The 25,595-nt window shown below is 71.3% G+C and carries 25 protein-coding genes; 21 read left to right on the top strand and 4 right to left on the bottom strand.

Going from position 1 to position 25,595, the window contains the following annotated elements; genetic code table 11:
- The first annotated feature begins 19 nt into the window (after positions 1-19).
- The gene (locus tag RYJ27_RS04395) at positions 20-1,357 is read left to right on the top strand and encodes a class II 3-deoxy-7-phosphoheptulonate synthase (RefSeq protein ID WP_330171535.1); all 1,338 of its coding nucleotides are present in this window, start codon (positions 20-22) and stop codon (positions 1,355-1,357) included.
- Positions 1,358-1,475: 118 nt separating this feature from the next.
- Here RYJ27_RS04395 and pknB read toward each other — a convergent pair whose 3' ends face one another.
- Together pknB and RYJ27_RS04405 are read right to left on the bottom strand one after the other, a co-directional pair.
- Positions 1,476-3,419, bottom strand: a complete 1,944-nt coding sequence (pknB, locus tag RYJ27_RS04400) for a Stk1 family PASTA domain-containing Ser/Thr kinase (RefSeq protein WP_330171536.1) — start codon at positions 3,417-3,419, stop codon at positions 1,476-1,478.
- Positions 3,420-3,505: 86 nt separating this feature from the next.
- Positions 3,506-4,687 (bottom strand): LysM peptidoglycan-binding domain-containing protein, encoded by a 1,182-nt coding sequence (locus RYJ27_RS04405; protein ID WP_422732883.1) that lies wholly within the window; start codon positions 4,685-4,687, stop codon positions 3,506-3,508.
- Between the two features lie 173 nt (positions 4,688-4,860).
- On the opposite strand from RYJ27_RS04405, the gene RYJ27_RS04410 reads away from it, so the two are divergent.
- On the top strand, positions 4,861-5,211 hold the full coding sequence (locus tag RYJ27_RS04410; protein WP_330171538.1) for an Rv2175c family DNA-binding protein: 351 nt from the start codon (positions 4,861-4,863) through the stop codon (positions 5,209-5,211).
- Between the two features lie 18 nt (positions 5,212-5,229).
- Here the strand turns inward: RYJ27_RS04410 and RYJ27_RS04415 are convergent, their stop codons facing one another.
- Positions 5,230-6,324 carry a polyprenyl synthetase family protein gene (locus RYJ27_RS04415; RefSeq protein WP_330171539.1) on the bottom strand — a complete coding sequence of 365 codons (1,095 nt, stop codon included), beginning with the start codon at positions 6,322-6,324 and terminating at the stop codon, positions 5,230-5,232.
- Between the two features lie 70 nt (positions 6,325-6,394).
- Between RYJ27_RS04415 and RYJ27_RS04420 the strand changes: the two genes are divergently transcribed.
- The 19 genes from RYJ27_RS04420 to RYJ27_RS04510 all read left to right on the top strand — a co-directional run bounded on the left by RYJ27_RS04420 (position 6,395) and on the right by RYJ27_RS04510 (position 25,095).
- Complete coding sequence (locus RYJ27_RS04420) at positions 6,395-6,772, top strand: DUF3040 domain-containing protein (RefSeq protein ID WP_330171540.1); 378 nt, start codon at positions 6,395-6,397, stop codon at positions 6,770-6,772.
- 273 nt (positions 6,773-7,045) lie between these two features.
- Positions 7,046-7,477 carry a division/cell wall cluster transcriptional repressor MraZ gene (gene mraZ, locus RYJ27_RS04425; protein WP_330171982.1) on the top strand — a complete coding sequence of 144 codons (432 nt, stop codon included), beginning with the start codon at positions 7,046-7,048 and terminating at the stop codon, positions 7,475-7,477.
- A 99-nt stretch (positions 7,478-7,576) separates the two neighbouring features.
- Positions 7,577-8,527, top strand: a complete 951-nt coding sequence (gene rsmH, locus RYJ27_RS04430) for a 16S rRNA (cytosine(1402)-N(4))-methyltransferase RsmH (protein ID WP_330171541.1) — start codon at positions 7,577-7,579, stop codon at positions 8,525-8,527.
- On the top strand, positions 8,524-9,126 hold the full coding sequence (ftsL, locus tag RYJ27_RS04435; protein WP_330171542.1) for a cell division protein FtsL: 603 nt from the start codon (positions 8,524-8,526) through the stop codon (positions 9,124-9,126). The genes rsmH and ftsL overlap by 4 nt, the downstream gene beginning before the upstream one ends.
- A 1-nt stretch (position 9,127) precedes the next feature.
- Positions 9,128-10,915: a peptidoglycan D,D-transpeptidase FtsI family protein gene (locus RYJ27_RS04440; RefSeq protein WP_330171543.1), complete on the top strand. Its 1,788-nt coding sequence runs from the start codon at positions 9,128-9,130 to the stop codon at positions 10,913-10,915.
- Positions 10,916-10,967: 52 nt separating this feature from the next.
- A complete protein-coding gene (locus tag RYJ27_RS04445) occupies positions 10,968-12,380 on the top strand; it encodes a UDP-N-acetylmuramoyl-tripeptide--D-alanyl-D-alanine ligase (protein ID WP_330171544.1) in 1,413 nt (470 codons plus the stop codon).
- Positions 12,377-13,495: a phospho-N-acetylmuramoyl-pentapeptide-transferase gene (gene mraY, locus RYJ27_RS04450; RefSeq protein ID WP_330171545.1), complete on the top strand. Its 1,119-nt coding sequence runs from the start codon at positions 12,377-12,379 to the stop codon at positions 13,493-13,495. The genes RYJ27_RS04445 and mraY overlap by 4 nt, the downstream gene beginning before the upstream one ends.
- Positions 13,474-15,042 carry a UDP-N-acetylmuramoyl-L-alanine--D-glutamate ligase gene (gene murD / locus RYJ27_RS04455; RefSeq protein ID WP_330171546.1) on the top strand — a complete coding sequence of 523 codons (1,569 nt, stop codon included), beginning with the start codon at positions 13,474-13,476 and terminating at the stop codon, positions 15,040-15,042. The genes mraY and murD overlap by 22 nt, the downstream gene beginning before the upstream one ends.
- The gene (gene ftsW, locus RYJ27_RS04460) at positions 15,002-16,219 is read left to right on the top strand and encodes a putative lipid II flippase FtsW (RefSeq protein WP_330171547.1); all 1,218 of its coding nucleotides are present in this window, start codon (positions 15,002-15,004) and stop codon (positions 16,217-16,219) included. Before murD ends, ftsW begins: the two co-directional genes overlap by 41 nt.
- Before the next feature lie 9 nt (positions 16,220-16,228).
- The gene (locus RYJ27_RS04465; protein WP_330171548.1) at positions 16,229-17,302 is read left to right on the top strand and encodes a UDP-N-acetylglucosamine--N-acetylmuramyl-(pentapeptide) pyrophosphoryl-undecaprenol N-acetylglucosamine transferase; all 1,074 of its coding nucleotides are present in this window, start codon (positions 16,229-16,231) and stop codon (positions 17,300-17,302) included.
- 136 nt (positions 17,303-17,438) lie between these two features.
- Positions 17,439-18,851, top strand: a complete 1,413-nt coding sequence (murC, locus tag RYJ27_RS04470) for a UDP-N-acetylmuramate--L-alanine ligase (protein ID WP_330171549.1) — start codon at positions 17,439-17,441, stop codon at positions 18,849-18,851.
- Positions 18,852-18,856: 5 nt separating this feature from the next.
- A complete protein-coding gene (locus RYJ27_RS04475; RefSeq protein WP_330171550.1) occupies positions 18,857-19,933 on the top strand; it encodes an FtsQ-type POTRA domain-containing protein in 1,077 nt (358 codons plus the stop codon).
- Positions 19,934-20,095: 162 nt separating this feature from the next.
- Positions 20,096-21,259, top strand: a complete 1,164-nt coding sequence (gene ftsZ / locus RYJ27_RS04480; RefSeq protein WP_330171551.1) for a cell division protein FtsZ — start codon at positions 20,096-20,098, stop codon at positions 21,257-21,259.
- A gap of 71 nt (positions 21,260-21,330) precedes the next feature.
- Positions 21,331-22,023 carry a YggS family pyridoxal phosphate-dependent enzyme gene (locus RYJ27_RS04485; RefSeq protein ID WP_330171552.1) on the top strand — a complete coding sequence of 231 codons (693 nt, stop codon included), beginning with the start codon at positions 21,331-21,333 and terminating at the stop codon, positions 22,021-22,023.
- Between the two features lie 33 nt (positions 22,024-22,056).
- Positions 22,057-22,530, top strand: a complete 474-nt coding sequence (locus RYJ27_RS04490) for a cell division protein SepF (RefSeq protein ID WP_330171553.1) — start codon at positions 22,057-22,059, stop codon at positions 22,528-22,530.
- 9 nt (positions 22,531-22,539) lie between these two features.
- The gene (locus RYJ27_RS04495; RefSeq protein ID WP_330171554.1) at positions 22,540-22,845 is read left to right on the top strand and encodes a YggT family protein; all 306 of its coding nucleotides are present in this window, start codon (positions 22,540-22,542) and stop codon (positions 22,843-22,845) included.
- Between the two features lie 112 nt (positions 22,846-22,957).
- Entirely contained in the window at positions 22,958-23,551 is a 594-nt protein-coding gene (locus RYJ27_RS04500; protein WP_330171555.1) for a DivIVA domain-containing protein, read from the top strand.
- Positions 23,552-23,575: 24 nt separating this feature from the next.
- On the top strand, positions 23,576-24,172 hold the full coding sequence (lspA, locus tag RYJ27_RS04505; RefSeq protein WP_330171556.1) for a signal peptidase II: 597 nt from the start codon (positions 23,576-23,578) through the stop codon (positions 24,170-24,172).
- 2 nt (positions 24,173-24,174) lie between these two features.
- Positions 24,175-25,095, top strand: a complete 921-nt coding sequence (locus tag RYJ27_RS04510) for an RluA family pseudouridine synthase (RefSeq protein WP_330171983.1) — start codon at positions 24,175-24,177, stop codon at positions 25,093-25,095.
- 3 nt (positions 25,096-25,098) lie between these two features.
- On the opposite strand, the gene RYJ27_RS04515 is transcribed toward RYJ27_RS04510, so the two are convergent.
- Positions 25,099-25,569: an NUDIX hydrolase gene (locus RYJ27_RS04515; RefSeq protein WP_330171557.1), complete on the bottom strand. Its 471-nt coding sequence runs from the start codon at positions 25,567-25,569 to the stop codon at positions 25,099-25,101.
- Positions 25,570-25,595: the final 26 nt, after the last annotated feature.

A 25,595-nucleotide genomic window follows, 5' to 3' on the forward strand; every position in this document is an offset into this window, starting at 1 on the left:
CCCCGGCTAGACTGAGCGGATGCTTCAGCAGTTCGACGCGCTCGATCAGTGGCGCACCCTTCCGATCAAGCAGCAGCCGCAGTGGGCCGATCCGGATGCCGTGGCCGCCGTGTCTGCAGAGATCGCGACGCTCCCCCCGCTCGTCTTCGCCGGTGAAGTCGACATCCTGCGCGAGCGCCTCGCGCGGGCCGCGTCCGGTCGCGCCTTCCTCCTGCAGGGCGGCGACTGCGCCGAGACGTTCGCCGGCGCGACGGCGGAGCAGATCCGCAATCGCATCAAGACGGTGCTGCAGATGGCCGTCGTGCTGACCTACGGCGCATCCATGCCCATCGTGAAGATGGGCCGCATGGCGGGGCAGTTCGCCAAGCCGCGCTCGAGCGACACCGAGACCCGTGGCGATGTCACGCTCCCCGCCTACCGCGGCGACATCGTCAACGGATACGACTTCACCGCGGCATCCCGTCAGCCCGACCCCCAGCGGCTGCTCAAGGGATACCACACCGCGGCATCCACGTTGAACCTCATCCGCGCGTTCACGCAGGGCGGCTTCGCCGATCTGCGCGAGGTGCACAGCTGGAACAAGGGCTTCGCGCAGAACCCCGCGAACCAGCGCTACGAGCGCCTGGCGGGGGAGATCGACCGGGCGATCCAGTTCATGGAGGCGGCCGGCGCCGACTTCGACGAGCTGCGGCGCGTGGAGTTCTACACCGGGCACGAGGGCCTGCTCATGGACTACGAGCGACCGATGACCCGGATCGACTCGCGCACGGGCACGCCGTACAACACCTCTGCGCACTTCCTCTGGATCGGCGAGCGCACGCGCGAGCTGGACGGGGCGCACGTGGACTACTTCTCCAAGATCCGCAACCCGATCGGCGTGAAGCTCGGCCCCTCGACCTCGCCCGAGGTCGCGCTCGAGCTCATCGACAAGCTCGACCCCGAGCGCGAGCCCGGGCGCCTGACCTTCATCACGCGCATGGGCGCGGGCAAGATCCGCGACGCCCTGCCGCCGCTTCTGGAGGCCGTCAAGGACTCCGGCGCGACGCCGCTGTGGGTCACCGACCCGATGCACGGCAACGGCATCACGACCCCCACCGGCTACAAGACGCGTCGCTTCGACGACGTCGTCGACGAGGTGCGCGGCTTCTTCGAGGCGCACCGCTCCGTCGGCACGTTCCCGGGCGGCATCCACGTCGAGCTGACCGGCGACGACGTCACGGAGTGCCTGGGCGGCTCGGAGATGATCGACGAGGCGACGCTCGCCACGCGCTACGAGTCGCTGTGCGACCCGCGCCTGAACCACATGCAGTCGCTCGAGCTGGCGTTCCTCGTGGCCGAGGAGCTCGAGAAGCTCTGACCGAGCGGCGCATCCGCCGCACGCGAAGGCGCCCGGAACGGGAGGACCCCAGGGTCCGCCGTTTTCGGGCGCTTTCGCGTGGGCGGTGCGACCGAGATGGCGGTGCCGCGAGTGGCGGTCAGCCGAGGGCGGATATCTGAATGGTCGTGCCAGGAACCCGGAATTCCCCAGCCTCAGGGTCTGTGCTCACGGCGCTGAAGAAGTCCCAAAGTGGGCCCGCAGGCAGGGAAGTTGTGGGTCGGAAACCCTCTTCCTCAAGCAGCGCCATGGCCTCGCGGATCGTGAGGCCATTCACGTCGGGAATTTCGATGGGCTCGGGCCCGAGCGAGACGACGAGGGTCGCGGTGTCGCCGGGCGCCCAGTTCCGCCCCTCCGGGGCCCCGCGGATGCCGATCACGTCGCCCTCGGCGATGTCGTCGGAATACTCCTCCGGTCGGTCGCCCGACACCTGCAGACCGACGCCCTCGAGCGTGGTGGTCGCCTGTCCGACGCTCATGCCCGTGACGTCGGGAACGGGGCCGCGGGAGACCGTGAGCACGACGGTGTCGCCCTCCAGCACCGTGCCGCCGTTGGAGAGGTCGCTCGGATCGCCGCCCGCCGCGGGCTGCAGGGTCGCCGCGAGGACGGTGCCGTTCGCCGGCTCGGCGAACTCCACCCGCGACTCGCCGACGGTCACCTCGGCCGCCGTCAGCACCTGGCGCGCGGCATCCTCCGACAGGCCCGCGAGCGCCTCGATCGTGTGCGGCCGGGGGCCCAGGGAGAGCACGACGGCGACCTCGGTGTCCTTGTCGACACGGTCGCCCGCGGCGGGATCGGTGCGGATCACCTGCCCCGGGGGTACATCCCGTGTGTACTCGCCCTCGGCCTGCGTGGCGACGAGGGTGTCCTGCGCGAGACGGGCGGCCGCCTCCTCGTAGGTGAGGCCGCTGACATCGGCGACGGCGACGAGGGAGCCCGGACCGGAGCCGAACCACCATCCCGCACCGCCCGCGAGCCCCGCCAGCAGCAGGACGATGACGAGCAGCCATGCCCCCTTCGCGCGGCGGCGGCCGGCGCGCGAGCGCAGGCGCGCGGAGTTGTCGATGTCCACCCCGGGCGCGTTCGTGCTCGCCATCGCGGTCGTGCCGGCGGCCGGCAGCACGGCGGTCAGCTCGCCCGAGCCGCCGTCGGACACCGTCGGGATGCCGACGGTCGCCCGGGTCGGGGCGGGTGTCACGCCGATCTCCCGCTCGATCTCGCGCAGCTTCTCGAGCATCTCCTGCGCGTCGCGCGGGCGGTCGTCGGGCACCTTCTCGGTGGCCCACAGCACCAGCTCGTCGAGCTGCTCGGGAACCTGCGGGTTCTTCGCGCTCGGGCGGGGCACCGTGTCGGTGGCGTGGCGGTACGCGATCTGCATCGGCTGTTCGCCCTTGTAGGGCTGGTCGCCGACGAGCATCTCGTAGAGCATGATGCCGAGCGCGTAGATGTCGCTGCGGGCGTCGGCCTGGCCGCGGGTGACCAGTTCCGGGGCGAGGTAGGCGATCGTGCCGAGCAGCATCTGCCCGGTCGCGGTGTTCGCCGTCGTCGCCCGCGCGAGCCCGAAGTCGCCGATCTTGATGCGGCCGTCCTCGGCCAGCAGGATGTTCTCCGGCTTCACGTCGCGGTGGATGATCCCCGCGCGGTGCGCGGCGGCGAGCCCCGACAGGGTCGCGTCCATGATCGTGATCGTCTGGGCGACATCGAGGCGCTTCTGCTCGCGCAGCAGTTCTCGCAGGGTGATGCCGGGCAGGTACTCCATCACGAGGTAGGCGATGCCCTCGTCCTGCCCCTGATCGAAGACGTTGACCACGTGCGGGTCCGCCAGGCGCGCGGCTGCGCGCGCCTCCTGGATGAACCGGCCCTGGAAGACGGCGTCGTCGCTGAGATGGCCGTGCATCACCTTGAGCGCGACGCGTCGTTCGAGGCGCAGGTCGGTGGCGACGTAGACGGTCGCCATCCCGCCCCGCGCGATGCGGGCGCGAACGCGGTACCGGCCGTCGACAAGCCGCCCGATGAGGGGGTCGGCTTGCTGGCTGGTCGTCACGCAAGCAGTCTACGGATGCCCCGGCATCCGGCCCGGCAGCGGCTCACCTGTTCGGGACCCCCCATGCGCCGGGATCGCGCGGAATCTCAGCCGAGCGCGGCCAGCCAGGCGTATGCCCGGCTCTCCCACTGGCCATAACGATCCGGGAACGCCGAGACCTGCACGGCCTGCGCCGCCTCGGCGAACCCCATCTGCTCCCACCCTGCGACGTCGAGCAGGCCGCGCGTACGGTCGCCGTTGGGGTCGGCGGCGCCGCCGTAGAAGACGCGGATGGAGCGTGCCGCGTCACGGATCTCGCCCTCGGTGCCCCACCCGGTGCTCGGGCGCTGCTGGAACAGGCCGAGCGAGTCGCGGTCGCCCCAGTCGAGGTTGCGCACCCACGACTCCACCATCGCGGTGGCCAGGGCGATCGCGATGCCCCGGTCGGGGACCCCGATCTCGCGCCCGATCTGCACGATGAGCCGCGCGTTGGCGGTCTGCTCGGCATCCAGATCGGCGATCTCGGCCGGCGCGGGCGCGGGGGCGGTTGCGACGGCGAGCTCGACGGTGCCGGGGAGGGAGATCTGCTGACCCGGGTAGATGATCGAGCCGGGACCCAGCCCGTTGGCGTCGAAGACGGCCTGCAGCGAGACGCCGTGCGCGGCGGCGATGCCCGAGAGCGTCTCGCCGGCGGAGACCGTGTGCACGGCCGCGGCGGGCGAGGGAGCCTGCGGGGCCGTCTCGGGTGCGGCCGGAGCCGGAGCCGGAGCCGGAGCTGGTGCCGCCGCAGCCCCCGGGAGCGCGATCTGCTGACCCGGGTGGATCACGGAGTGCCAGCCGAGGCCGTTGGCGTCGAAGAGCGCGCGCAACGGGATGCCGTGGCGTGCCGCGATCGCGGAGAGGGTCTCGCCGGCGGACACGGTGTGCGTCGCGGCCGGGGCCGGGGCGGGCGCCGCGGGCGCGGGAGCCGCGGCGGCGGGCGGGCGGAGTACGACGGTGTCGCCGGGATGGATCACGGAGCCCGATGTGAGGCCGTTCCACGCGAGCACATCGGCGACTCGGACGCCGTACCGGATGGCGATGCCCCACACGGTGTCGCCCGGGGCGACGATGTACGTGTCGGGGGCCGTGCTCGCCGGCACCTGCCGCCACGTCTGTGCGGGGGAGCGGTCTGCGTGGGCGCCCGAGGCGTGGGCCGGTGTCGCGGCCAGGGCCGCCGTCAGAGTTCCGACGATCGCGGCGGGCACGCCGATGCGGGTGATCTGGGCGGACGAGCCGCGTCGAAGGATGTGTCGCACGGGTCTTCCCCTTCCTGTGAGACGACTGACACGCTGTCACGCCTGCTAACGAAAGTCAACGAAAGTGATATGTGCGACGCATGAGACGCGAGTGATTTCTGTGACGGAGGTCAGGGGCGGCGCCCACGTGGATCGGGCCCGGGCGGGCGTGCGATAGTGGCTGGGTGACCGATTCACCGTCCTGGATCCGAGCCATCGACTGGCTCACCCTCCCCGATGTCGCCGACGCGATCGGCGAGACGACGAGCCGGGTTCGTCGCCTGCTGGATGACCACGCGCTCGTCGCGGTCCGTGTCGACGGCGTCCTGAAGGTCCCGGCCGACTTCCTGCTCGAGGGGCGACCGCTCTCCTCTCTGCGGGGCACCGTGATCGTCCTTCTCGACGGCGGGTTCGCGCCCGAAGAGGCCGTGCAGTGGCTCTTCGAACCGGAGGAGACGATCGGGATGCCGCCGATCGAGGCCCTGCGGGCGGGACGCAAGAGCGAGGTCCGCCGCGTCGCCCAGACGCTCGGCTGACGGGCGCCCGGGCCTTCCTCAGGCCTCGCGCCGAACGGCGGCGATCGCAAGATCGCGCAGTTCGCCGACGGCCCCGTGGCCGAGGGGCGCGCCCGCGAGCGCGCGGTCGGCCTCGTGGGCATAGCCGGCGATCAGCTGCTCGACCCGATCGAGCGCGCCGCAGTCGCGGATCGCGCCCTGAAGGGCGACGACCTGCGCCGCGTCGAGCTCGGGGTCGCCGAGCAGTTCGTCCAGCGTCCGCCGCGCGGAGGGGGGAAGGGCCGCCCGCGCGAAGGCGATCAGGGCGGTGCGCTTGCCCTCGCGGAGATCGTCGCCGGCGGGCTTGCCCGTGACGGCCGTGTCCCCGAAGACGCCGAGCACGTCGTCCCGCAGCTGGAAGGCCATGCCGATCGGGTGTCCGAACGCGCTCAGCGCGTCGTCCTGGGCGGGCGAGGAGCCGGCCAGGGCGGCGCCGATCGCGAGGGGCTGCTGCACCGAATAGCGCGCGGATTTGAAGGAGGCGACCAGCAAGGCCGCGTCGAGGTGCTCGTGCTCGGCGAGCACGGGGTGCGAGGCCTCCGCGGCGATGTCGAGGTACTGGCCGACGGTGACGTCGCGGCGCATCCGGGCGTACCGCGTCCGCGCGGCGATCGCGCGCTCGCGGGGCGCGGTGCGCAGGCCCTCCTCGAGCAGGTCGTCGCTCCACGCCACGAGCAGGTCGCCGAGCAGGATGGCGGTGGAGCGGCCGTAGCCCGCGGCATCCCCGGCCCATCCGTCGGACCGGTGCTGAGCCTCGAGGGCCCGGTGCGCGGAGGGGCGGCCCCGGCGCGTGTCGGAGTTGTCGATGATGTCGTCGTGGACGAGGGCGGCGGCGTGGAAGATCTCGAGGGCGCCCGCGGCATCGACGACCTCCTCGGGCACCTCGCTCGGACGCCCTCCCGCCTCGGCGACGGCGCGCCACCCGGCCAGCAGGAACTGGGCGCGGAAGCGCTTGCCGCCCGCGAGCGCGGATGCCGCGGCATCCGTCACGGGCCGCGCCATCGGTGTCTCGGCGAGCGCCTCCCGGGTGAGCCTCGTGACGAATCTCTCCAGTCGCTGTGAAACTCGGGTGATCGCGTCCGGGGAAGCCTGCACGGGCCTAGCCTAGTAACCGGCGCCAGCACTAGACTTAGGCGCACTCTTCCATTACCGACCGGGGGGACCGATGCCACTCTCCGAACAGGAGCAGCGCCTTCTCGATGAGATGGAGCGCCACCTTCTGCGCAACGACGCCGACGTCGTCAGCGCCGACCGTCACGGCCGGACCGTCAACTACCGCAACGTCACCATCGGGGCCCTCCTCGTGCTCGCCGGTATCGGCGGGCTCATCGCCGGTGTCGCCACCCAACTGATCGTGGTCGGCATCGTCGGGTTCGCCGCGATGCTCGGCGGCGTGATCCTCGCGGCCACGCCCTCCAAGGCCGAGTCGGCGCACCTCACGGCTCCCCGACCGGGGGCCGGACCGACGCGGGCATCGTCCCCGTCCTCCAGCTTCATGGATCGCATGAACGATCGCTGGGACCGCCGTCAGGGAGATCGCTAGCTCCACCTCCCTCCACTCCTTCGGGGTCGACCTTCGGGTCGGCCCCTTTTTTCGTGCTCCGCGCACCTTCGCACGCGCCGAAACCCCGCTTCCGCGCCGAAACACCACACGGCGCGTGGTGTTTCGGCGCGGGCGTGGTGCCTCGCCGCCGTGCGCCGCGACGCGGGGCGCCCCGGAGAGGGGGAGCGGTGCGCCCACGAATTGATAGACGAGTGGGGGGAAGTGGAGTAATGTGGGGGCACATGAGCGCGGCCGGGCGAAGGGGGGATGCCGATGCTTCTCGGCACCTACACCCCGAAGCTCGACGACAAGGGGCGGGTCATCCTGCCCGCGAAGTTCCGCGAGGACCTCGCGGGCGGCGTCGTCGTGACGCGCGGCCAGGAGCGGTGCCTCTACGTCTTCAGCCAGCAGGAGTTCGAGCGTGTGCACGAGCGGATCCGCGAGGCACCGCTGTCCAACCGCGACGCGCGCAACTTCCTGCGGATGTTCCTGTCGGGCGCCTCCGCGGAGATGCCCGACTCCCAGAGCCGCATCACGGTGCCCGCCCACCTGCGCCAGTACGCCGGGCTCGAGAAGGAGCTCGTCGTGACGGGTGTCGGGGCCCACGCCGAGATCTGGAACGCCGAGGCCTGGAACGCCTACGCCGAAGCCAACGAATCGACCTACGCCGAGCTGGAGCAGGAGGTGATCCCCGGCCTGTTCTGATCCCCGGACCCTGACTCCCAGCCGCACGCCCTGACACACTTCCCCGGTGCCAGGTCGGAGCGGATGGGGATCAGGGTCCGGGGCCCCGAGGCCCTCATCATGGACGCCCGCGACCTGCACACCCCCGTTCTGCTCGAGCGCTGCGTCGAGCTCCTCGCCCCCGCCCTCGATCGACCGGGCGCCGTCCTCGTCGATGCCACCCTCGGCATGGGCGGACACGCAGAGGCCTTCCTGGAGCGCTTCCCCGACGCGCGCCTGGTGGGGCTGGACCGCGACACCGATGCGCTCCGCCTCGCCGGCGAGCGTCTCGAGCGCTTCGGCGACCGCGTGAGCCTCGTGCACACGGTGTACGACGGGATCGCGGATGCCGCGGCATCCGTCGGACTCGTCCGCGTCGACGCGGTCCTGTTCGACCTCGGCGTCTCGAGCCTGCAGCTCGACCTCGCAGACCGCGGGTTCGCGTATGCGCGCGACGCGCCCCTCGACATGCGGATGGACCAGACCCGCGGCACGACCGCGGCCGAGGTCATCGCGACGTATCCGGAGGGGTCGCTGCGGCGCATCTTCGAGAGGTACGGCGAGGAGAAGCTCGCGGGGCGCTACGCCCGCTTCATCGTCGACGCGCGTCAGAAGGCTCCGATCGAGCGGTCCGGTCAGCTCGTCGACATCCTCGTCGCAGCGACGCCCGCCGCCGTGCAGCGCGCCGGACACCCCGCCAAGCGCGTGTTCCAGGCCCTGCGCATCGAGGTGAACGCCGAGCTCAGCGTCCTCGAGCGCGCGATCCCCGCGGCCCTCGACCTGCTGCGGGTCGGCGGCCGCATCGTGGTCATGTCATACCAGTCGCTCGAGGACCGCATCGTCAAGCGGGCCCTCGCGGATGCCACGGCATCCACCGCCCCCGCGGGCCTCCCTATCGAGATGGCCGAGCACGCTCCCCGCTTCCGGCTGCTGGTCAAGGGCGCCGAGCTCGCGTCCGACGCCGAGCGCGAGGCCAACCCCAGAGCAACCCCCGTCAGACTCCGCGCCGCAGAGAGAGTGAGGGCCGCATGAGCGTCCCGGCCGTCGCACCGCTGTCCGCACCCCGTATCCAGCGCGATCCGCAGCGAGGCCTCCGCGCCCTCGAGTCTCCCGCGCGCCGCCGTCGCCCGAGGGTGCTCTATGCGATCATCGCCGTGTGCGGGGCGTTCGGGATCGCGGCGGGTCAGATGGGGCTGTCGATCGCGATGACGCAGGGCGTGTACCAGGAGCAGGCGCTCGAGCGGCAGCTGACCGCGCTGACCTACGAGAAGCAGTCGCTCACGGAGGCCATCACGGGCCTGAGCTCCCCGCAGTACCTCGCGGCGAACGCCAGCGCCCTCGGAATGGTCGTCGGGGAGCCGCCCTCGTACCTGCGCCTGTCCGACGGTGCCGTGCTCGGCAGCGGCGAGGCGGCCACGTGGAGCTCGTCGGTCGACGCGATCGGCCGCGGCAGCGTGCCCAACTCCCTCGTCTCGGATGCTCCGCTCGTGACCGCGCCGGGAGCGACGATCGGCGGAGTGACGGTCGCCCCCGCCGAGGAGGCGGATGCCGCGGCGGGCGACGCCGCGTCGCCGGCGGCGCCCGAGCCCCCCGCGCTCTCCGACGGACTGCCCAGCCCGGTGACACGCTGATATGAGCACTCGCGCCACCCGGTCGCCGCGGCGCCGCACCGTGATCGCCCTCGCGGTCGTGCTCGCCGTGCTCGCGGCCTTCGTCGTTCGCCTCGTCGACATCCAGGTCGTCAACGCGGACTCCCTCCGGGACGACTCCCTCGGGGTCGGCATCGGCGCCTCCCACACCGTCTTCGGCGCGCGCGGCACGATCACCGACTCCACGGGCGCGCTGCTTGCGGGCAACGTCATGCAGTACGACGCGCAGGTCGACCCCCAGCACGTCGGGGACATCGAGACCGAGTCGGCGACCGGCGAGGAGATCGTCGTGACGTGGGCGGAGCAGGCCGCGCGCATCGCCGCGATCACCGGGCAGACGCCCGAGGAGATCCAGAAGATCGTCGCCGACGCGCTGGAGGCGGACCCGGACACGCAGTGGGCCCGCCTGTCGACGGGCCTGTCGACGGACCAGTTCCAGGCCCTCGCCGACCTCGGGTACCCGTACCTCTACATGACCGAGCACCCCGCCCGCACGTACCCGGACGGTGCGGTGGCCGGCAACCTCATCGGATTCGTCGGCGCGGACGGCGACGCCCTCGCGGGTCTCGAGAGGGCGAAGGACGGGTGCCTCGCCGCGATCGACGGCGAGCGGGTCTTCGAACGGGGCAAGGACGGCGTCGTCATCCCCGGGACGATGCGCGAGACGCCGGCCGTCGACGGCGGCACGCTCGAGCTGACGATCAACCGCGACCTGCAGTGGTACATGCAGCAGATGATCGCGGAGGAGGTGCAGAACCAGGAGGCGAACTACGGAACGGTCTTCGTCCTCGAGGTCGGTACCGGCAAGGTCCGCGCGGCCGCGGAGTATCCCACCGTCGACCCCAACGACCCGTCGGCCTCTCCCGGGGAGGACCGGGGCAGCCGCATCTTCAGCTACACGTTCGAGCCCGGCTCGACGTTCAAGCCCGTGACGGCGGCCACGATCATCGAGGAGGGCGCGGCCACGCCGCTGCGGCCGATCATCCCGGCATCCGGCCGGGAGACGTTCCCCAACGGCGTCACGATCAACGACATCTTCTCGCACCCCTCGTACGACTACACGCTGACCGGGGCGCTCGTGGACTCCTCGAACGTCGCGCTGTCGAAGTTCGGCGAACTGGTGCCGGATGCCGTGCGCCACGACTACCTCGAGGCCTTCGGCGTGGGCCAGGGCACCGCGATCGGCTTCCCCGGAGAAGAGCCAGGCCTGCTGCACCCCGTGCCGTGGGACGACGCATCGCACTACACGACGACCTTCGGGCAGTACTACACCGTCACGGTGCCGCAGGTCGCGAGCGTGTATCAGACCATCGCGAACGGCGGCGTGCAGATGCCGCTCAGCCTCGTGGAGTCCTGCACGACGCCCTCGGGAGAGGTCATCGAGCCGGAGCTGCCCGCCGCGAAGCGGGTGATCAGCGAGAGCACCGCCGACCAGGTCACGCTCATGCTGGAGAACGTCTATCAGCAGGTCACGAACCACTCCGTGCTGGAGGTTCCGGGCTATCGGATGGCGACGAAGTCGGGCACGGCCCAGAAGCCGGACGGGCAGGGCGGATACAAGCAAGGTATCTTCTATACGACCCTCGCGGGCTTCGCGCCGGCGGATGACCCGCAGTACGTCGTGATCCTCACGCTCGACGAACCGAAGAAGAACCGGGCATCCGCGGCGAACGCGCCGGGATTCCAGAAGGCCATGACCCAGGTACTCAAGACGTTCCGGGTGCTGCCGTCTCAGAATCCGGGGCCGGAGATCCTGCCGAAGTACGAATGAGAGGGTTCGCGCGCCGATCGATGCGGCGCGCGTCGCTCCAGGAAGGATGTCCATGATCGCGTTGACGCTTGCCGAGATCGCACGGGTAACCGGCGGCGAGCTGCGCACGGCGGGGGAGCACACCCCCGACACCGTCGTCGACGGCACCGTGGACACCGACTCGCGACTGATCGAGCCGGGAGGGATCTTCGCGGCGAAGCCCGGCGCAGAGACCGACGGGCACCGCTTCATCGGAAAGGCGATCGAGCGCGGCGCGGTGCTGGCCCTCGTCGAGCGGCCCACCGACGACGCCGTCAGCCAGATCGTCGTGCCGGGCGTCGTCTCCGCGCTGGCCGACCTCGCGCGCCACGTCGTCGCCCGCGTCCGGGACGGCGGGGCGCTCACGGTCGTGGGCATCACCGGCTCCAACGGCAAGACGACGACCAAGAACCTCATCGCCCGCATCCTCACCGACGAGGGCCCGACGGTGTATCCGCACGCCTCCTTCAACAACGAGGTCGGCGCGCCGCTGACGATGCTGCGCGTGCGGCACGACACCCGCTACCTCGTCTGCGAGTTCGGCGCGAGCGCGCCCGGAGAGATCGCCCGCCTCGCAGGCCTCGTGACCCCCGACATCGGCGTCGTCCTGATGGTGGGAATGGCGCACGCCGGCGGCTTCGGCGGCATCGAGGCGACCGTGAAGGCCAAGTCCGAGCTCGTCGGCGCGATCCGGCCGGGCGGGACGGCGGTGCTCAACGCCGACGATCCGCGCGTGGCCGGGATGGCGACCCTCGCGCGGGGCCGCGGCGTGGAGGTGCGGTGGTTCGGGCGCGGAGCGGCGGCGGACGTCCGCGCCGACGAGGTCGTGGTGGATGCCGCGGGCACGTCGTGCACGGTGTACGCCGACGGCACCGCGGCATCCCTCCGCCTGCGGGTGCTCGGCGAGCACCACGTCATGAACGCCCTCGCGGCGATCGCGGTCGCCACGCGCATCGGCGTCACCCTCGCCGAGTGCACCTCGCGCCTCGAGACCGTCGAGCTCGCCGAGCGGTGGCGCATGCAGCCCCTCGGCACCGAGCGCATCCGCATCATCAACGACGCCTACAACGCCAGCCCCGACTCGATGGCGGCCGCCCTGCGCACGCTCGCGCAGATCGTCGGTCCCGGCGAGCGGACCGTCGCGGTGCTCGGAGCGATGAGCGAGCTCGGCGAGTACGCCGACGACGAGCACGACCGCGTGGGGCTTCTCGCTGTGCGCCTGAACATCCAGCGCATCGTGGTCGTGGGCCAGGACGCCCGACGCATGTACCTCGAGGCGATCGCGCAGGGCTCGTGGGACGGCGAGGCCGTGTTCTTCCCCGACGCCGATGCGGCCTTCGAGTACCTCGTCGCCGAGCTGCGCGAGGGCGACCGCGTCCTCGTGAAGTCGTCGAACGCGGCGGGTCTGCGGCACCTCGGCGATCGTCTGGGAGAATCGGTCTCGTGAGGTCTCTGCTGACGGCGGCCGCGATTTCGCTGGCATTCACGCTCTTCCTCACTCCCGTCTTCATCCGTCTCTTCCGCGCATGGGGCTGGGGGCAGGTGATCCGCACCCCCGAGGCGATCGAGAACCCCAGCCACGGCGAGAAGCGCGGCACGCCCACGATGGGCGGAACGATCTTCATCCTCGGCACGATCGTCGGCTACCTCATCGGCGGGTACACGGGCAACAACCCGCCCACGATCTCGGGCTGGCTCGTCATCTGGATGATGGTCGGCTTCGGAGCGGTCGGGTTCATCGACGACTACATGAAGGTGCGCCGGCAGCGCAGCCTCGGCCTGTCGGGGTGGCCGAAGGTGATCGGGCAGGTGCTCGTGACCGTGCCCTTCGGCATCGTCGCGCTGCACCCGATGTTCCAGAACGCCTGGGGGCAGACTCCCGCGAGCGCGTACGTGTCGCTGTTCCGCGACCTGCCCGTGCTGTCGTTCATGGCGCTCGGGCCGATCCTCGGGTGGCTGCTCTACCTCGCGTGGCTCTCGCTCATCGGCGTGGCCTCCTCCAACAGCGTCAACCTCACCGACGGTCTCGACGGGCTCGCCGCCGGCGCGGGCGTCTTCGTCGTCGGTGCGTACAGCCTCATCGCGTTCTGGCAGTTCAACCAGGTGTGCACGGGCGAGGGGCTGGCCCCGGCGCTGCAGCCCGCCTGCTACGACACGAGGGACCCCTTCGACCTGGCCATCATCTCCGCCGCGTTCGTCGGCGCCCTCGTCGGGTTCCTCTGGTGGAACGCGCCCAAGGCCAAGCTCTTCATGGGCGACGTCGGGTCGATGGCGATCGGCGGCGTCGTCGCCGCCATGGCGATCCTCACCCGCACCGAGCTGCTCATGATCCTCGTCGCGGGCGTCTACGTCATCGCGTCGGGCTCCGTCATCCTGCAGCGGCTCTACTTCAAACTCACCCGCGGCAAGCGGCTCTTCCTCATGAGTCCACTGCATCACCACCTCGAGATGCGCGGATGGCCAGAGGTCACGATCGTCGTCCGGATGTGGATCATCGCGGGCATGCTCGCCGTCACCGGCATCGGGCTGTTCTACGTCGAGTGGCTGGCGCGCGCCTCGTGAGTGCGCCGCTGTCGGAGCTGACCAGCTGGCACGCCGACTGGAAGGGCCTTCGGGTCGCCGTCCTCGGCCTCGGCCAGACGGGGTTCTCCGTCGCCGACACCCTGACCGAGCTCGGCGCCGAGGTGCTCGTGCTCACCGAGCGCGCCGACGAGGAGTACGAGCGCCTGCTGCCCGTCATCGGCGCCGCGCTGCACGTCGGTGCGCTCGAGCCCGCCCCGGCCGAGCTCGCGGGGTTCGATCCCGAGCTCGTGATCGCCTCGCCCGGGTTCCCCCCGCATCACGCGGCGGTGCGCTGGTGCGAGGAGTCGGGCGTGCCGCTCTGGGGCGACATCGAGCTGGCGTGGCGTCTGCGCGACAAGGTCGTGGGCGCCGACGGCTCGCCGGCGGAGTGGGTGTTCATCACCGGGACCAACGGCAAGACCACGACGACCAACCTCACCGCGGCGATGCTCGTCGCGGGCGGCATGCGCGCCGCGCCATGCGGCAACATCGGCATCCCGGTTCTCGATGCCGTGCGCGACCCCGCCGGCTTCGACACGCTCGTGGTCGAGCTCTCCAGCCATCAGCTCTGGTACCTCTCGCTCTCGGCGCCCGAGGGGCAGCCCGTGCCCGCGGCATCCGTCTGCCTCAATCTGGCCGACGACCACCTGCAGTGGCACGGGTCCGCCGAGGCGTACCGCGACGCGAAGGCCCTCGTCTACCGCAACACGCGCCTCGCCTGCGTCTACAACAAGGCTGATCCCGCGACGCGCGAGATGGTCGAGGATGCCGAGGTCATCGAGGGGGCTCGCGCGATCGGGTTCGACCTCGGCGTGCCCGGCCCGAGCGACCTGGGCATCGTCGACGGGATCCTCGTCGATCGCGCGTTCCTCGAGGAGCGCCGCACGAGCGCGCTCGAGATCACCACGATCGAGCGCCTCGCCCGCCACGGGCTCGGCGCTCCCCATATCGTCTCGAACATCCTCGCCGCCGCGGCGCTGGCCCGGTCGCAGGGGGTCGCACCCGCCGCGATCCGCGACGCGCTCGACGCGTTCCGGCTCGACCCCCACCGCATCGAGGTCGTCGCGGTGCACGCCGGGATCACATGGATCGACGACTCGAAGGCGACCAACCCCCACGCCGCCGCGTCGTCGCTGGGCGCGTACCCCGGTGCCATCTGGATCGTGGGAGGGCAGCTCAAGGGCGTCGACATCGGGCCACTCGTCGCGCACCGCGGGCCGTCGGCGCGCGCCGCGATCGTCATCGGCGAGGTACGCGACGAGGTCGTGGCGGCATTCGGCCGACACGCGCCCGGGGTTCCCGTGTTCGAGGTGCAGGCCGGTGAGACTGAGGACGTCATGAGGCGCGTCGTGGAACTGGCGGCGGGCGTCGCACGCGAGGGAGATGTCGTCCTGCTCGCACCGGCCGCGGCATCCTTCGACCAGTTCACCGGCTACGCCGAGCGGGGCACGCGATTCGCGGACGCCGTCAGGAAGCACATCGAGCAGGAACCGAGGGGAGCGGCGGATGGCGATCACGACCCCGACGAGGCCCCGGGGCTCGGCTGACGGCGACGACGGCGGCGCGCGCTCCGGCGGTCTCGCCGCCCGGGTCTCGCTCGGCCGGGTGTTCGCGCCCGTCCCCAGCGAGTTCCTGCTCATCGCCTCCACGGCGATCCTGCTCACGGTGTTCGGCCTGGTGATGGTGCTCTCCGCCACCACCGCGACCGCCACCGCCTCGGGGGAGAGCCCCTTCGACGCACTGATCAAGCAGGGCGTTTTCGCGATCCTCGGCATCCCGCTGATGTTCGTCGCGTCGCGCTTCCCGATCGCGTTCTGGAAGAAGATCGCGTGGCCGCTGCTCGGGGTCGCGGTGATCTTCCAGCTGCTCGTGTTCGTCCCAGGCCTCGGCATCGAGGTCTACGGAAACCGCAACTGGATCGGCATCGGCGCCTTCACGGTGCAGCCCTCCGAGTTCCTCAAGCTCGCCCTCGCGCTGTGGATCGGCTACGTGCTCTACCGCAAGCGCACGCTGCTCGGGCTGTGGCGGCACGTGTTCATCCCGCTCGTGCCCGTCTCCATCGCCGTCATCGCGACAGTCATGGCCGGGCACGACCTCGGCACGGCGATGATCCTCGTGCTCATCGTGCTGGGAGCGCTGTTCTTCTCGGGCGTGAAGCTGCGCATCTTCATCCTCCCGCTCATCGCCGCGGCAGTCACCGTCGCCTACCTCGCGGTGACGAGCCCCAACCGCATGCGGCGCATCCTGAGCTTCATGGATCCCGACTGCGACTACTTCAACGAGTGCTATCAGCCGCTGCACGGCGTCTGGGGTCTCGCGGGCGGGGGAGTGTTCGGCCTGGGCCTCGGCAACTCCAAGGAGAAGTACGACTGGCTCCCGGCGGCCGCGAACGACTACATCTTCGCGATCGTGGGCGAGGAGCTGGGGCTCATCGGCTGCATCGTCGTGCTGTTCCTGTTCACGCTCTTCGCCGTGGGCGCCTTCCACGTCATCCGCAAGACCGACGACCCCTTCGTGCGGATCGTCTCGGGTGGCATCACGATCTGGATCGTCGGCCAGGCCCTCATCAACATCGGCGTCGTGCTGCGGGTCTTCCCCGTGCTCGGCGTGCCGCTGCCCTTCATGTCGCAGGGCGGCACGGCGCTGCTGTCGGTGCTGCTGGCATGCGGCGTGCTGCTCTCGTTCGCCCGGGCGCTGCCCGTGCGCCAGAGGGCGCGAGGGTAGCCTGCTGCGGTGACGACCTACCTCCTGGCCGGCGGCGGCACCGCCGGTCACGTGAACCCCCTGCTCGCTGTCGCCGACGGCCTCGCCGCCCGCGATCGCGGAGATGAGATCCTCGTGCTCGGCACGAAGGAGGGCCTCGAGGCGCGGCTCGTGCCCCTGCGCGGCTATGAGCTGCTCACGATCGAGCGCCTGCCCTTCCCGCGCCGGATCGACGCCGCCGCGGCGTCCTTCCCGGTGCGCTTCCGTCGGGCCGTCGCACAGGTGCGCGCCCTCATCCGCGAGCGCGGCGTCGACGCGGTGGTGGGGTTCGGCGGCTATGCGTCGGCTCCCGCGTACGTCGCCGCCCGGCGCGAACGGGTGCCCTTCGTCGTGCACGAGGCGAACGCGCGTCCGGGGCTTGCAAACGTGCTCGGAGCTCGGACGGCCGCGGGCGTCGGCGTCGCCTTCGCGGGAACCCCGCTGCGCGGGTCGCGAGTGGTCGGGATGCCGCTGCGCCCTGAGATCACCGCGATGGACCGCGCGTCGCTGCGCGATACCGCGGCATCCCACTACGGGCTGGATGCCGCGGTGCCCACCCTGCTCGTCTTCGGCGGATCGCTCGGCGCGCTGCGGCTGAACACCGCGTTCACGGGCGCCTACGCCGACGTGCTCGCCGCGGGCTACCAGCTCGTGCACATCACGGGAGCCCGGTGGGAGGGGGATGACCCCGGCGTGCCGGGCTACGTCGTGCGCGAGTACGAGGACCGCATGGATCTCGCGTTCGCGATGGCCGACGTCATCGTCTCGCGGGCCGGGGCCGCCACCGTGAGCGAGATCAGCGCCCTCGGCATCCCCGCCGTCTACGTGCCGTACGCCGTGGGCAACGGCGAACAGAAGCTCAACGCGCGCTCGGCGGTGGAGGCGGGCGCGGCGATCCTCGTCGAGGACGGGTCGTTCACCGCCGACCGCGTGCGGACGACCATCGTGCCGCTGCTGCGGGATCCCGAACGCCTCGACGCGATGCGCGAGGCGGCCGTCTCGGTGGGCACCCGCACGGGAACCGAGAACGTGATCGCCATGATCGACTCCGCGCTGCGGCGCTGACCACGCCCTCGTTCGGCCGCGAACGGTCGCGACACGCCGCAGGGCCCGCCCCGGCGCGGCGTGTCGCGACCGTTCGGCGCAGGCCCGCGCGCGCCGGGGCGTCCCCACAGGAGGGCCGACCTACACTTGTGACGTCATGATCAAGCCCGACCTGAGCCTTCCCATCCCCGCGCGCATCGAGGCCGCGCACTTCATCGGCATCGGCGGCTCGGGCATGTCGGGTCTCGCGCGCATGTTCCTCGCCCGCGGCATCCGCGTGTCGGGCTCCGACCGTTCCGACAGCCAGGCGCTGCGCGATCTCGCCGCGCTCGGCGCGCGCGTGCACGTCGGCCATGACGCCGCGAATCTCGGCGACGCCGACACCGTCATCCACACCGGCGCCATCTGGCCCGAGAACCCCGAGTTCGTGCTCGCTAAGCGCCGCGGGATGCCGGTGATCCACCGCTCGCAGGCGCTGCACTGGCTCATCGGCGGCCGTCGGTTGGTCTCGGTGGCCGGCGCCCACGGCAAGACGACGTCCACCGGGATGATCGTCACGGCGCTGCATGCGCTCGGCGAGGACCCGAGCTTCGTCAACGGAGGCGTCATCGCGCAGCTGGGCGCCTCCAGCGGGCCGGGCGCCGACGAGCTCTTCGTCGTCGAGGCCGACGAGTCCGACGGCACCTTCCTGCTGTACGACACCTCCGTCGCCCTGATCACCAACGTCGATCCCGACCACCTCGACCACTACGGCACGACGGAGGCGGTGGAGGACGCCTTCGTGCGCTTCGCCGACGCGGCACGGGAGGCCGTCGTCGTTTCGGCCGACGACGCCGGCGCGCTGCGGGTCGCGGCCCGCCTCTCCCATCCGCACGTCGTGAGCTTCGGCGAATCCGTCGGCGCCGACGTGCGCATCACCGACATCACGACGCAGGGCCCCGTCGCGTTCTCCGTGTCGCACGACGGTGCGACGGTGCGCGTGCGTCTCCAGGTGCCCGGCGCGCACAACGCGATCAACGCGGGCGGGGCGATCGCGGTGATGCTGACCCTCGGTCGAAGCCTCGAGGATGCCGCGCGCGCCGTCGAGGGGTTCACCGGGACCGTTCGGCGCTTCGAACTGCACGGCACGGAGCGGGGCGTGAGCGTCTTCGACGACTACGCGCACCACCCCACCGAGGTGGCCGCGGCCCTCTCCGCAGCCCGCACGGTGATCGGCGACGGCCGCATCATCGCCGTGCACCAGCCGCACACGTACTCGCGCACGCAGGCGATGCACCGCGAGTTCGCTGAGGTGCTCGAAAGCCACGCCGACCACACCGTCGTCCTCGACGTGTACGGCGCTCGTGAGGACCCGGTGCCGGGAGTCACCGGCGAGCTCGTCAGCGCGGACTTCGAAGATCCCACCAGGGTGCGCTTCGTCGCCGACTGGCAGCAGGCGGCCGACTACACCGCCGGCATCGCCCGCGCCGGCGACTACGTCATCACGCTCGGCTGCGGCGACGTCTACCTGATCATCCCGCAGGTGCTCGCAGCCCTCTCGACACAGGCGCCGGTCGGCGCCCAGGGCTGATCGGGATGCGCCGGCCCGCTCCCTTGCCGACGCCGCCGCGCGCGCAGGCGGACGCCGAGGCGGATGCCGCGGCGCGCGCCCTCGAGGGCGAGCACGACGCCGGTACCGACGCCACGCAGGCGCAGGCGTCCGCCACGGAGGCTCCACCCGCAACGAGCCCCGGGTCGCTCGATGAGACCGCCGAGGTGCCGTGGCTGCGCGACCGCACGCGGGAGGCGACGGATGACCGGGCCGCGACGCCGGCGGAGCGCGCGGCATCCGCCCTGCCCTTCGCCTCGGTGCGGCGACCGGCCGCCGTCGTCGACGACGAGCAGACCGCGACGGGCTGGCGCGACGTGTGGCGCGCGGCCCGGGCCCGGCGACGCGCGCTGCGCCGGGAGGTGCGGCGTTTCACGGCGCGGTCGCGGCGGCGGCGCGTCGCGTGGGCCGTTGGCGTGGGCGCCGTCGTGCTGCTCGTCGTCGGGAGCGTCGGGGCCGCGTACAGCCCGCTGTTCGCCGTCGAGCGCATCAGCGTCGTGGGCACCGAGACCCTTCCGGCCGATGCCCTCGAGCGGGCGCTCGGCGCGCAGCTCGGCCGGCCGCTGCCCCTCGTCGACGCCAGCGAGGTCAAGGCCGCGCTGGTCGGATTCCCGCTCGTGGAGTCCTACACCCTCGAGGCGCGGCCCCCGCACGACCTCGTCGTGCGCATCGTCGAGCGCACCCCCATCGGCGTCATTCAGGGACGGGCGGGGTGGACGCTGGTGGATGCCGCGGGCGTCGCGCTCGAGACGACTCCCGACGCACCGGAGGGCCGGCCGGTGCTCGAGGTCTCGGGCGGCACGGGATCCGACGCCTTCGACTCCGTCGGGCTCGTGATGCGCGCCCTCCCGGACGCGATCCGCGCGCAGGTCACCCGCGTGTCGGCCTCGACGCGCGACGACGTCACGCTGACCCTCGGCGCGACCGGGACGCAGATCGTCTGGGGCTCGGTGGACGACACTCCGATGAAGGCGCGCGTGCTCGAGACGGCCATGGGAACGCGCCCCCCGGAGACCGTGAGCACGTACGACATCTCCTCGCCCGAGGCCATCGTCATCCGCTGACCGCGACGCCGGAAATCGGATGACGCGACACGCCCGCGCGCCTGCGTGCCGGGGAGGGGCCGGGACCTACCGTGTGAATACGGAATTGCATACCGAGCATTTCTTTATACCTCTACTTGAGGTTGAAGGTTGAGACATTCGGTGCGGGACACGGAGGCCGGCATGAGCCAGAACCAGAACTACCTCGCTGTCATCAAGGTGGTCGGCGTTGGCGGAGGCGGCGTCAACGCCGTCAATCGCATGATCGAGCTCGGCCTTCGCGGCGTCGAGTTCATCGCCATCAACACCGATGCGCAGGCGCTGCTGATGAGCGACGCGGACGTCAAGCTCGACGTCGGGCGCGAGATCACGCGGGGCCTCGGCGCGGGCGCCGACCCCGAGGTGGGTCGCCGCGCGGCGGAGGACCACGCTGAGGAGATCGAGGAGGCGCTCCGCGGCGCCGACATGGTCTTCGTGACGGCCGGTGAGGGCGGCGGAACCGGCACGGGCGGCGCCCCCGTCGTGGCGAAGATCGCCAAGTCGATCGGCGCCCTGACGATCGGTGTCGTCACCAAGCCCTTCTCGTTCGAGGGTCGTCGCCGCCAGACGCAGGCGGAGGCGGGCGTCGGTCGGCTCAAGGAAGAGGTCGACACCCTCATCGTCGTGCCCAACGACCGCCTGCTGGAGATCAGCGACCGCGGCATCTCGATGATCGAGGCCTTCGCCACGGCCGACCAGGTTCTCCTGGCCGGTGTGCAGGGCATCACCGACCTCATCACGACGCCCGGCCTCATCAACCTCGACTTCGCCGACGTGAAGTCGGTGATGCAGGGGGCGGGATCGGCCCTCATGGGCATCGGCTCGGCGAGGGGCGCGGACCGCGCGATCAAGGCCGCGGAGCTCGCCGTCGAATCTCCGCTGCTGGAGGCATCCATCGAGGGCGCCCACGGAGTGCTGCTGTCGATCCAGGGCGGTTCCAACCTTGGCATCTTCGAGATCAACGACGCCGCGCAGCTCGTGCGCGAGGCGGCGCACCCCGAGGCCAACATCATCTTCGGCACCGTCATCGACGACACGCTCGGCGATGAGGTGCGGGTCACCGTGATCGCCGCGGGCTTCGACGGGGGCGAGCCGCAGGCCAAGACCGAACCGGTCGTGGCTCAGCGGCCGGCGCCCGTGGTCCCCGCGACCCTCCCGGAGGAGCCGGCGACCGAGAAGCCGAAGGCCGAGGTTCCGCGCGAGAGCGTGGCCGTCGGGTCGAACAGCGGGCCCATCGTTCCCGAGAACGCCGGGTTCGAGTCGGCATTCGGGGACGACGACCTCGACATCCCCGACTTCCTGAAGTAAGAACGACCTGTCGCGCACGCGGGTCCGGCCATGCGCCGGGCCCGCGTGCGTGTTCCAACGGAAGGGATGCCGTGAGTCACCCCTCGCTCGCTGAGCGGCTCGAGGCCATCGATCAGCGCATCGCCGACGCCGCACGGGCCAACCGGCGCGACCCGGGTGAGATCACCCGCATCGTCGTGACGAAGTTCCACCCCGCCTCGCTGGTTCGGAAGCTGTGGGCGCTCGGCGTGCGCGACGTCGGCGAGAACCGCCAGCAGGAGCTGCACGCCAAGCGTGCGGACCTCGCCGACCTCGCCGATCTGCGCTGGCACTTCGTCGGTCAGGCCCAGACCAACAAGGCCCGGGCGATCCGTCACGACGCCGCCGCGGTGCACTCGGTGGACCGCACACGGCTCGCCGACGCCCTGGACCGCGCCGCAGAGCCGGGGGAGGGCGCCCTCGACGTCCTCCTGCAGGTCAACCTCACGTCGGACCCGGCTCGGGGCGGGGTGGCTCCGTCGGAGGCTGCCTCACTCGCAGAGCACATCGCCGGATGCCGCGGTCTGCGCCTGCGCGGGGTCATGGCGGTCGCGCCCCTCGACGAGGCCCCCGCGTCGGCGTTCGCGCGGCTCGCAGGCGTCGCGGAGGCCGTCCGCGGGGTGGAGCCGAACGCGCGATGGATCTCCGCGGGCATGACGGCGGATTTCGCCGAGGCTATCGCGGCCGGCGCGACACACCTGCGGATCGGGTCCGCAATCACGGGCAACCGACCACCCCGGGCGTAGCCTCGAAACAGCCCAGCGAACACGGAGGAAGCGATGGCGAACCCGCTCAAGAAGACGATGGTGTACCTCGGTCTCGCCGACGAGGAAGAGATCATCGACGAGCAGCCTCAGCAGCAGACGCAGCACACGCGCGAGCAGCGAGTGCAGCCCGTCGAACAGCCGAAGGGAACGGTGACCCCCATCCGCAAGCCCGCCGTGGTCGCGCAGCCCGCCAGCAGCGGACTGACCGAGATCCTCACCGTCCACCCCAAGCAGTACCGGGACGCACAGGTGATCGCCGAGAACTTCCGTGAGGGCGTTCCGGTCATCATCAACCTCTCGCAGATGTCCGACGCCGACGCGCGCCGCCTCATCGACTTCGCCAGCGGGCTCTCGCTGGGGCTCTACGGCCGCATCGAGCGCGTCACGAGCAAGGTCTTCCTCCTCTCGCCGGAGCACGTGGCCGTGTCCGGTGACGGCGGCATCCCGCACGCCGACCCGGAGCAGCCCTCCTTCTCTCCGGCGTAGTCTGGAGGAGTGGAACTGCTGGGGCTCATCGCGTCGATCCTCAACGGCCTTCTCCTCCTGTACGTCTTCGTCCTGTTCGCGAGGCTCATCCTCGAGTACATCCCCGTGTTCAATCGCGAGTGGCGGCCGAAGGGTGCGGGATTGATCGCCGCGGAGATCGTCTACACCGTCACCGACCCTCCGATTCGCTTCTTCCGGCGCTTGATCCCGCCGCTGCGCATCGGTCCGGTCGCCATCGACCTGGGCTTCGCGCTCACCATGCTGCTGTGCTTCATCCTCCTCGGGGTGACGCGCACGCTCGCCGCGGGCGCCTGACCCGCCGGCGCGCACCCGCGCCTCGCGACGCGAAAACCCCTGGACTATGCTGGACAGGCCTCGCACACGGGGCGCCATCACACCGACCACGAGATAGAAGAGGACGGATCCCATGGCTCTGACCCCCGATGACGTCGTCACCAAGCAGTTCCAGCACGTCCGCTTCAAGGAGGGTTTCGACCCCGAAGAGGTCGACGACTTCCTCGACGAGATCGTCGTGGAATGGCGCAAGACGATCGCCGAGAACGAGGAACTGAAGGCCAAGCTCGCCGCGTACGAGTCCGGCGAGGCGTCGGCCCCGTCCTCGGCGCCCGCGCCGGCGGCAGAGGCATCGGCGCCCGCCCCCGCCGCGGAGGCATCGGGCGATGGCACGGCACCCGCAGCCACGAGCGCCGGGATCATCGAGCTGGCCCAGCGCCTGCACGACGAGCACGTCTCCGAGGGCATCGCCCAGCGCGACAAGCTCGTCGCCGAGGCCCAGGCCACCGCATCCCGCATCATCGCCGAGGCGGAGGCCAACCAGCGCGAGCAGAAGGAACGCCTGGAGAAGGAGCGCCAGCTCCTCGAGGGCCGCATCTCCGAGCTCCGTCAGTTCGAGCGCGACTACCGTGCGCAGCTGCGCAGCTACATCGAGGGCCAGCTGCGCGACCTCGACTCGAGCGGCACGAACTCGGGCTCGGCCCCGGTCTCGACCGTCGGTCTTTGACCCTTGGGTGATGAGCGCCCCGCCGTGGAGCGATCCTCCGGCGGCAGGCGCCCCCTGAACCGAGCGGCGGCCGGCATCCTCATCGCGATCCTCGCGGTGACGGTGCTGGCCGCCGATCAGTTGACGAAGGCCCTCGCACTGGCGCAACTGGAGCCGGCAGACCCCGTGCAGGTGCTCGGCGAGGCGCTGGTCTTCGTGCTGGTCTTCAACCCGGGTGGCGCGTTCTCCCTGGGTGCGGGCTTCACCTGGTTCTTCACGATCGCCCTCGCGAGCGTGGCGATCGTGATCGTGTATCTGATGCTCACGCGCGTGCGGTCGCGACTGTGGGCGGTCGCCCTCGGCCTTCTCCTCGGCGGCGTGCTCGGCAACCTCACGGATCGCCTGTTCCGCGACCCCGGCTTCCCTGTGGGCCATGTCGTCGACTTCATCCACACGCCGTGGATGATGGACGCCGTCTACAACGTCGCCGACATCTTCATCGTGGGCGACATGATCGGAATCGCTCTGATGGTCCTCCTCGGCGTGCACATGGACGGCACGCGGGAGCGGCGTCGGGCCGGGGCGACGGATGCGGGGTCGTCCGCGGAGGGCGACGTGCCGCGCGGGTCGTCGCCGGCGTGAGCATGCAGACCCGCACCATGCCCGTCCCCGACGGTCTCGACGGTCAGCGCGTGGATGCCGCGTTGGCGAAGATGCTCGGATTCTCCCGCACCTTCGCCGCGGAGGTCGCGGAGGCCGGCGGTGTCGCGCAGTCGGGCCGCCCGCTCGGCAAGTCCGACCGCGTGAGCGCGGGCGAGTGGCTCGAGGTGAACTGGCAGCCGCGTACGGAGCCGCAGATCGTCCCCGTCGAGGTGCCCGACCTCGGGATCGTCTACGACGACGACGAGATGGTCGTCGTCGACAAGCCCACGGGCGTGGCCGCTCACCCCTCTCTCGGATGGGAGGGGCCCACGGTGCTCGGCGCCCTTGCGGCGGGCGGCTTCCGCATCGCGACCACGGGTGCGGCCGAGCGACAGGGCGTCGTACACCGCCTTGATGTCGGCACGAGCGGCCTGATGGTCGTGGCGAAGACCGAGGGCGCCTACACGGCGCTCAAGCGCGCCTTCAAGGAGCGCGAGGTGGCGAAGGTCTACCACGCCGTCGTGCAGGGGCATCCCGATCCCCTGTCGGGCACCATCGACGCCCCGATCGGTCGCCACCCCTCCCATTCCTGGAAGTTCGCGGTGACACCCTCGGGCAAGGACTCGGTCACCCACTACGAGACCACGGAGGCGTTCCCGGGCGCCTCGCTTCTCGAGATCCACCTCGAGACGGGCCGTACCCACCAGATCCGCGTGCACATGGCGGCCCACCGGCATCCCTGCGTCGGCGATCCCCTGTACGGCGCCGATCCGACGCTCTCGGCCAAGCTCGGGCTCACCCGGCAGTGGCTGCACGCACGGCGGCTGGGGCTCACGCACCCGGCCACGGGCGAGTGGATGACCTTCACCTCCGAGTATCCAGAGGATCTCGCGCACGCGCTGGAGATCCTGCGGGGCGGGTGAGCGTCACCGCTCGAAGAACGCCTCGGGCGCACCGCTGAGCGCAAGCCGGATCGCGCGCTTCTTGCCCTCGGGTGCGAGGGCGATCGCGTCGTGCGGGGCCATCCAGCGCAGCTGCGTCAGCTCTCCGTCGGCGGGCCACGGATCGCCGTCCTCCCATATGCACAGGAAGGCGATGTCGAGGTAGTCGACCTGGTCGCCGCCCACGTGGGTGATGCGCGGCACCTGGTGCACCGACAGGAGACGCTCCACCCGGATGCGGATGCCCGCCTCCTCGAGCGCCTCGCGACGTGCCGTCTCGGCGGGTTCCTCGCCGGGGTCGACGATTCCGGAGATCGGCGCCCAGGCGCCGTTGTCGCTCCGGCGTCCCATGAGCACCTCGTCGGCCCTCACGACGACGGCGGTCACTCCGACGAGGGGAAGGGGGGCGTGCCCGATGTGCCGGCGCAGCGCGAGGACGAAGTCGGGGGTCGGCATGCCGACACCCTACCGGCGGGGGTGTC

It is taken from the genome of Microbacterium limosum, assembly GCF_036324365.1.
Classification (GTDB): domain Bacteria; phylum Actinomycetota; class Actinomycetes; order Actinomycetales; family Microbacteriaceae; genus Microbacterium; species Microbacterium limosum.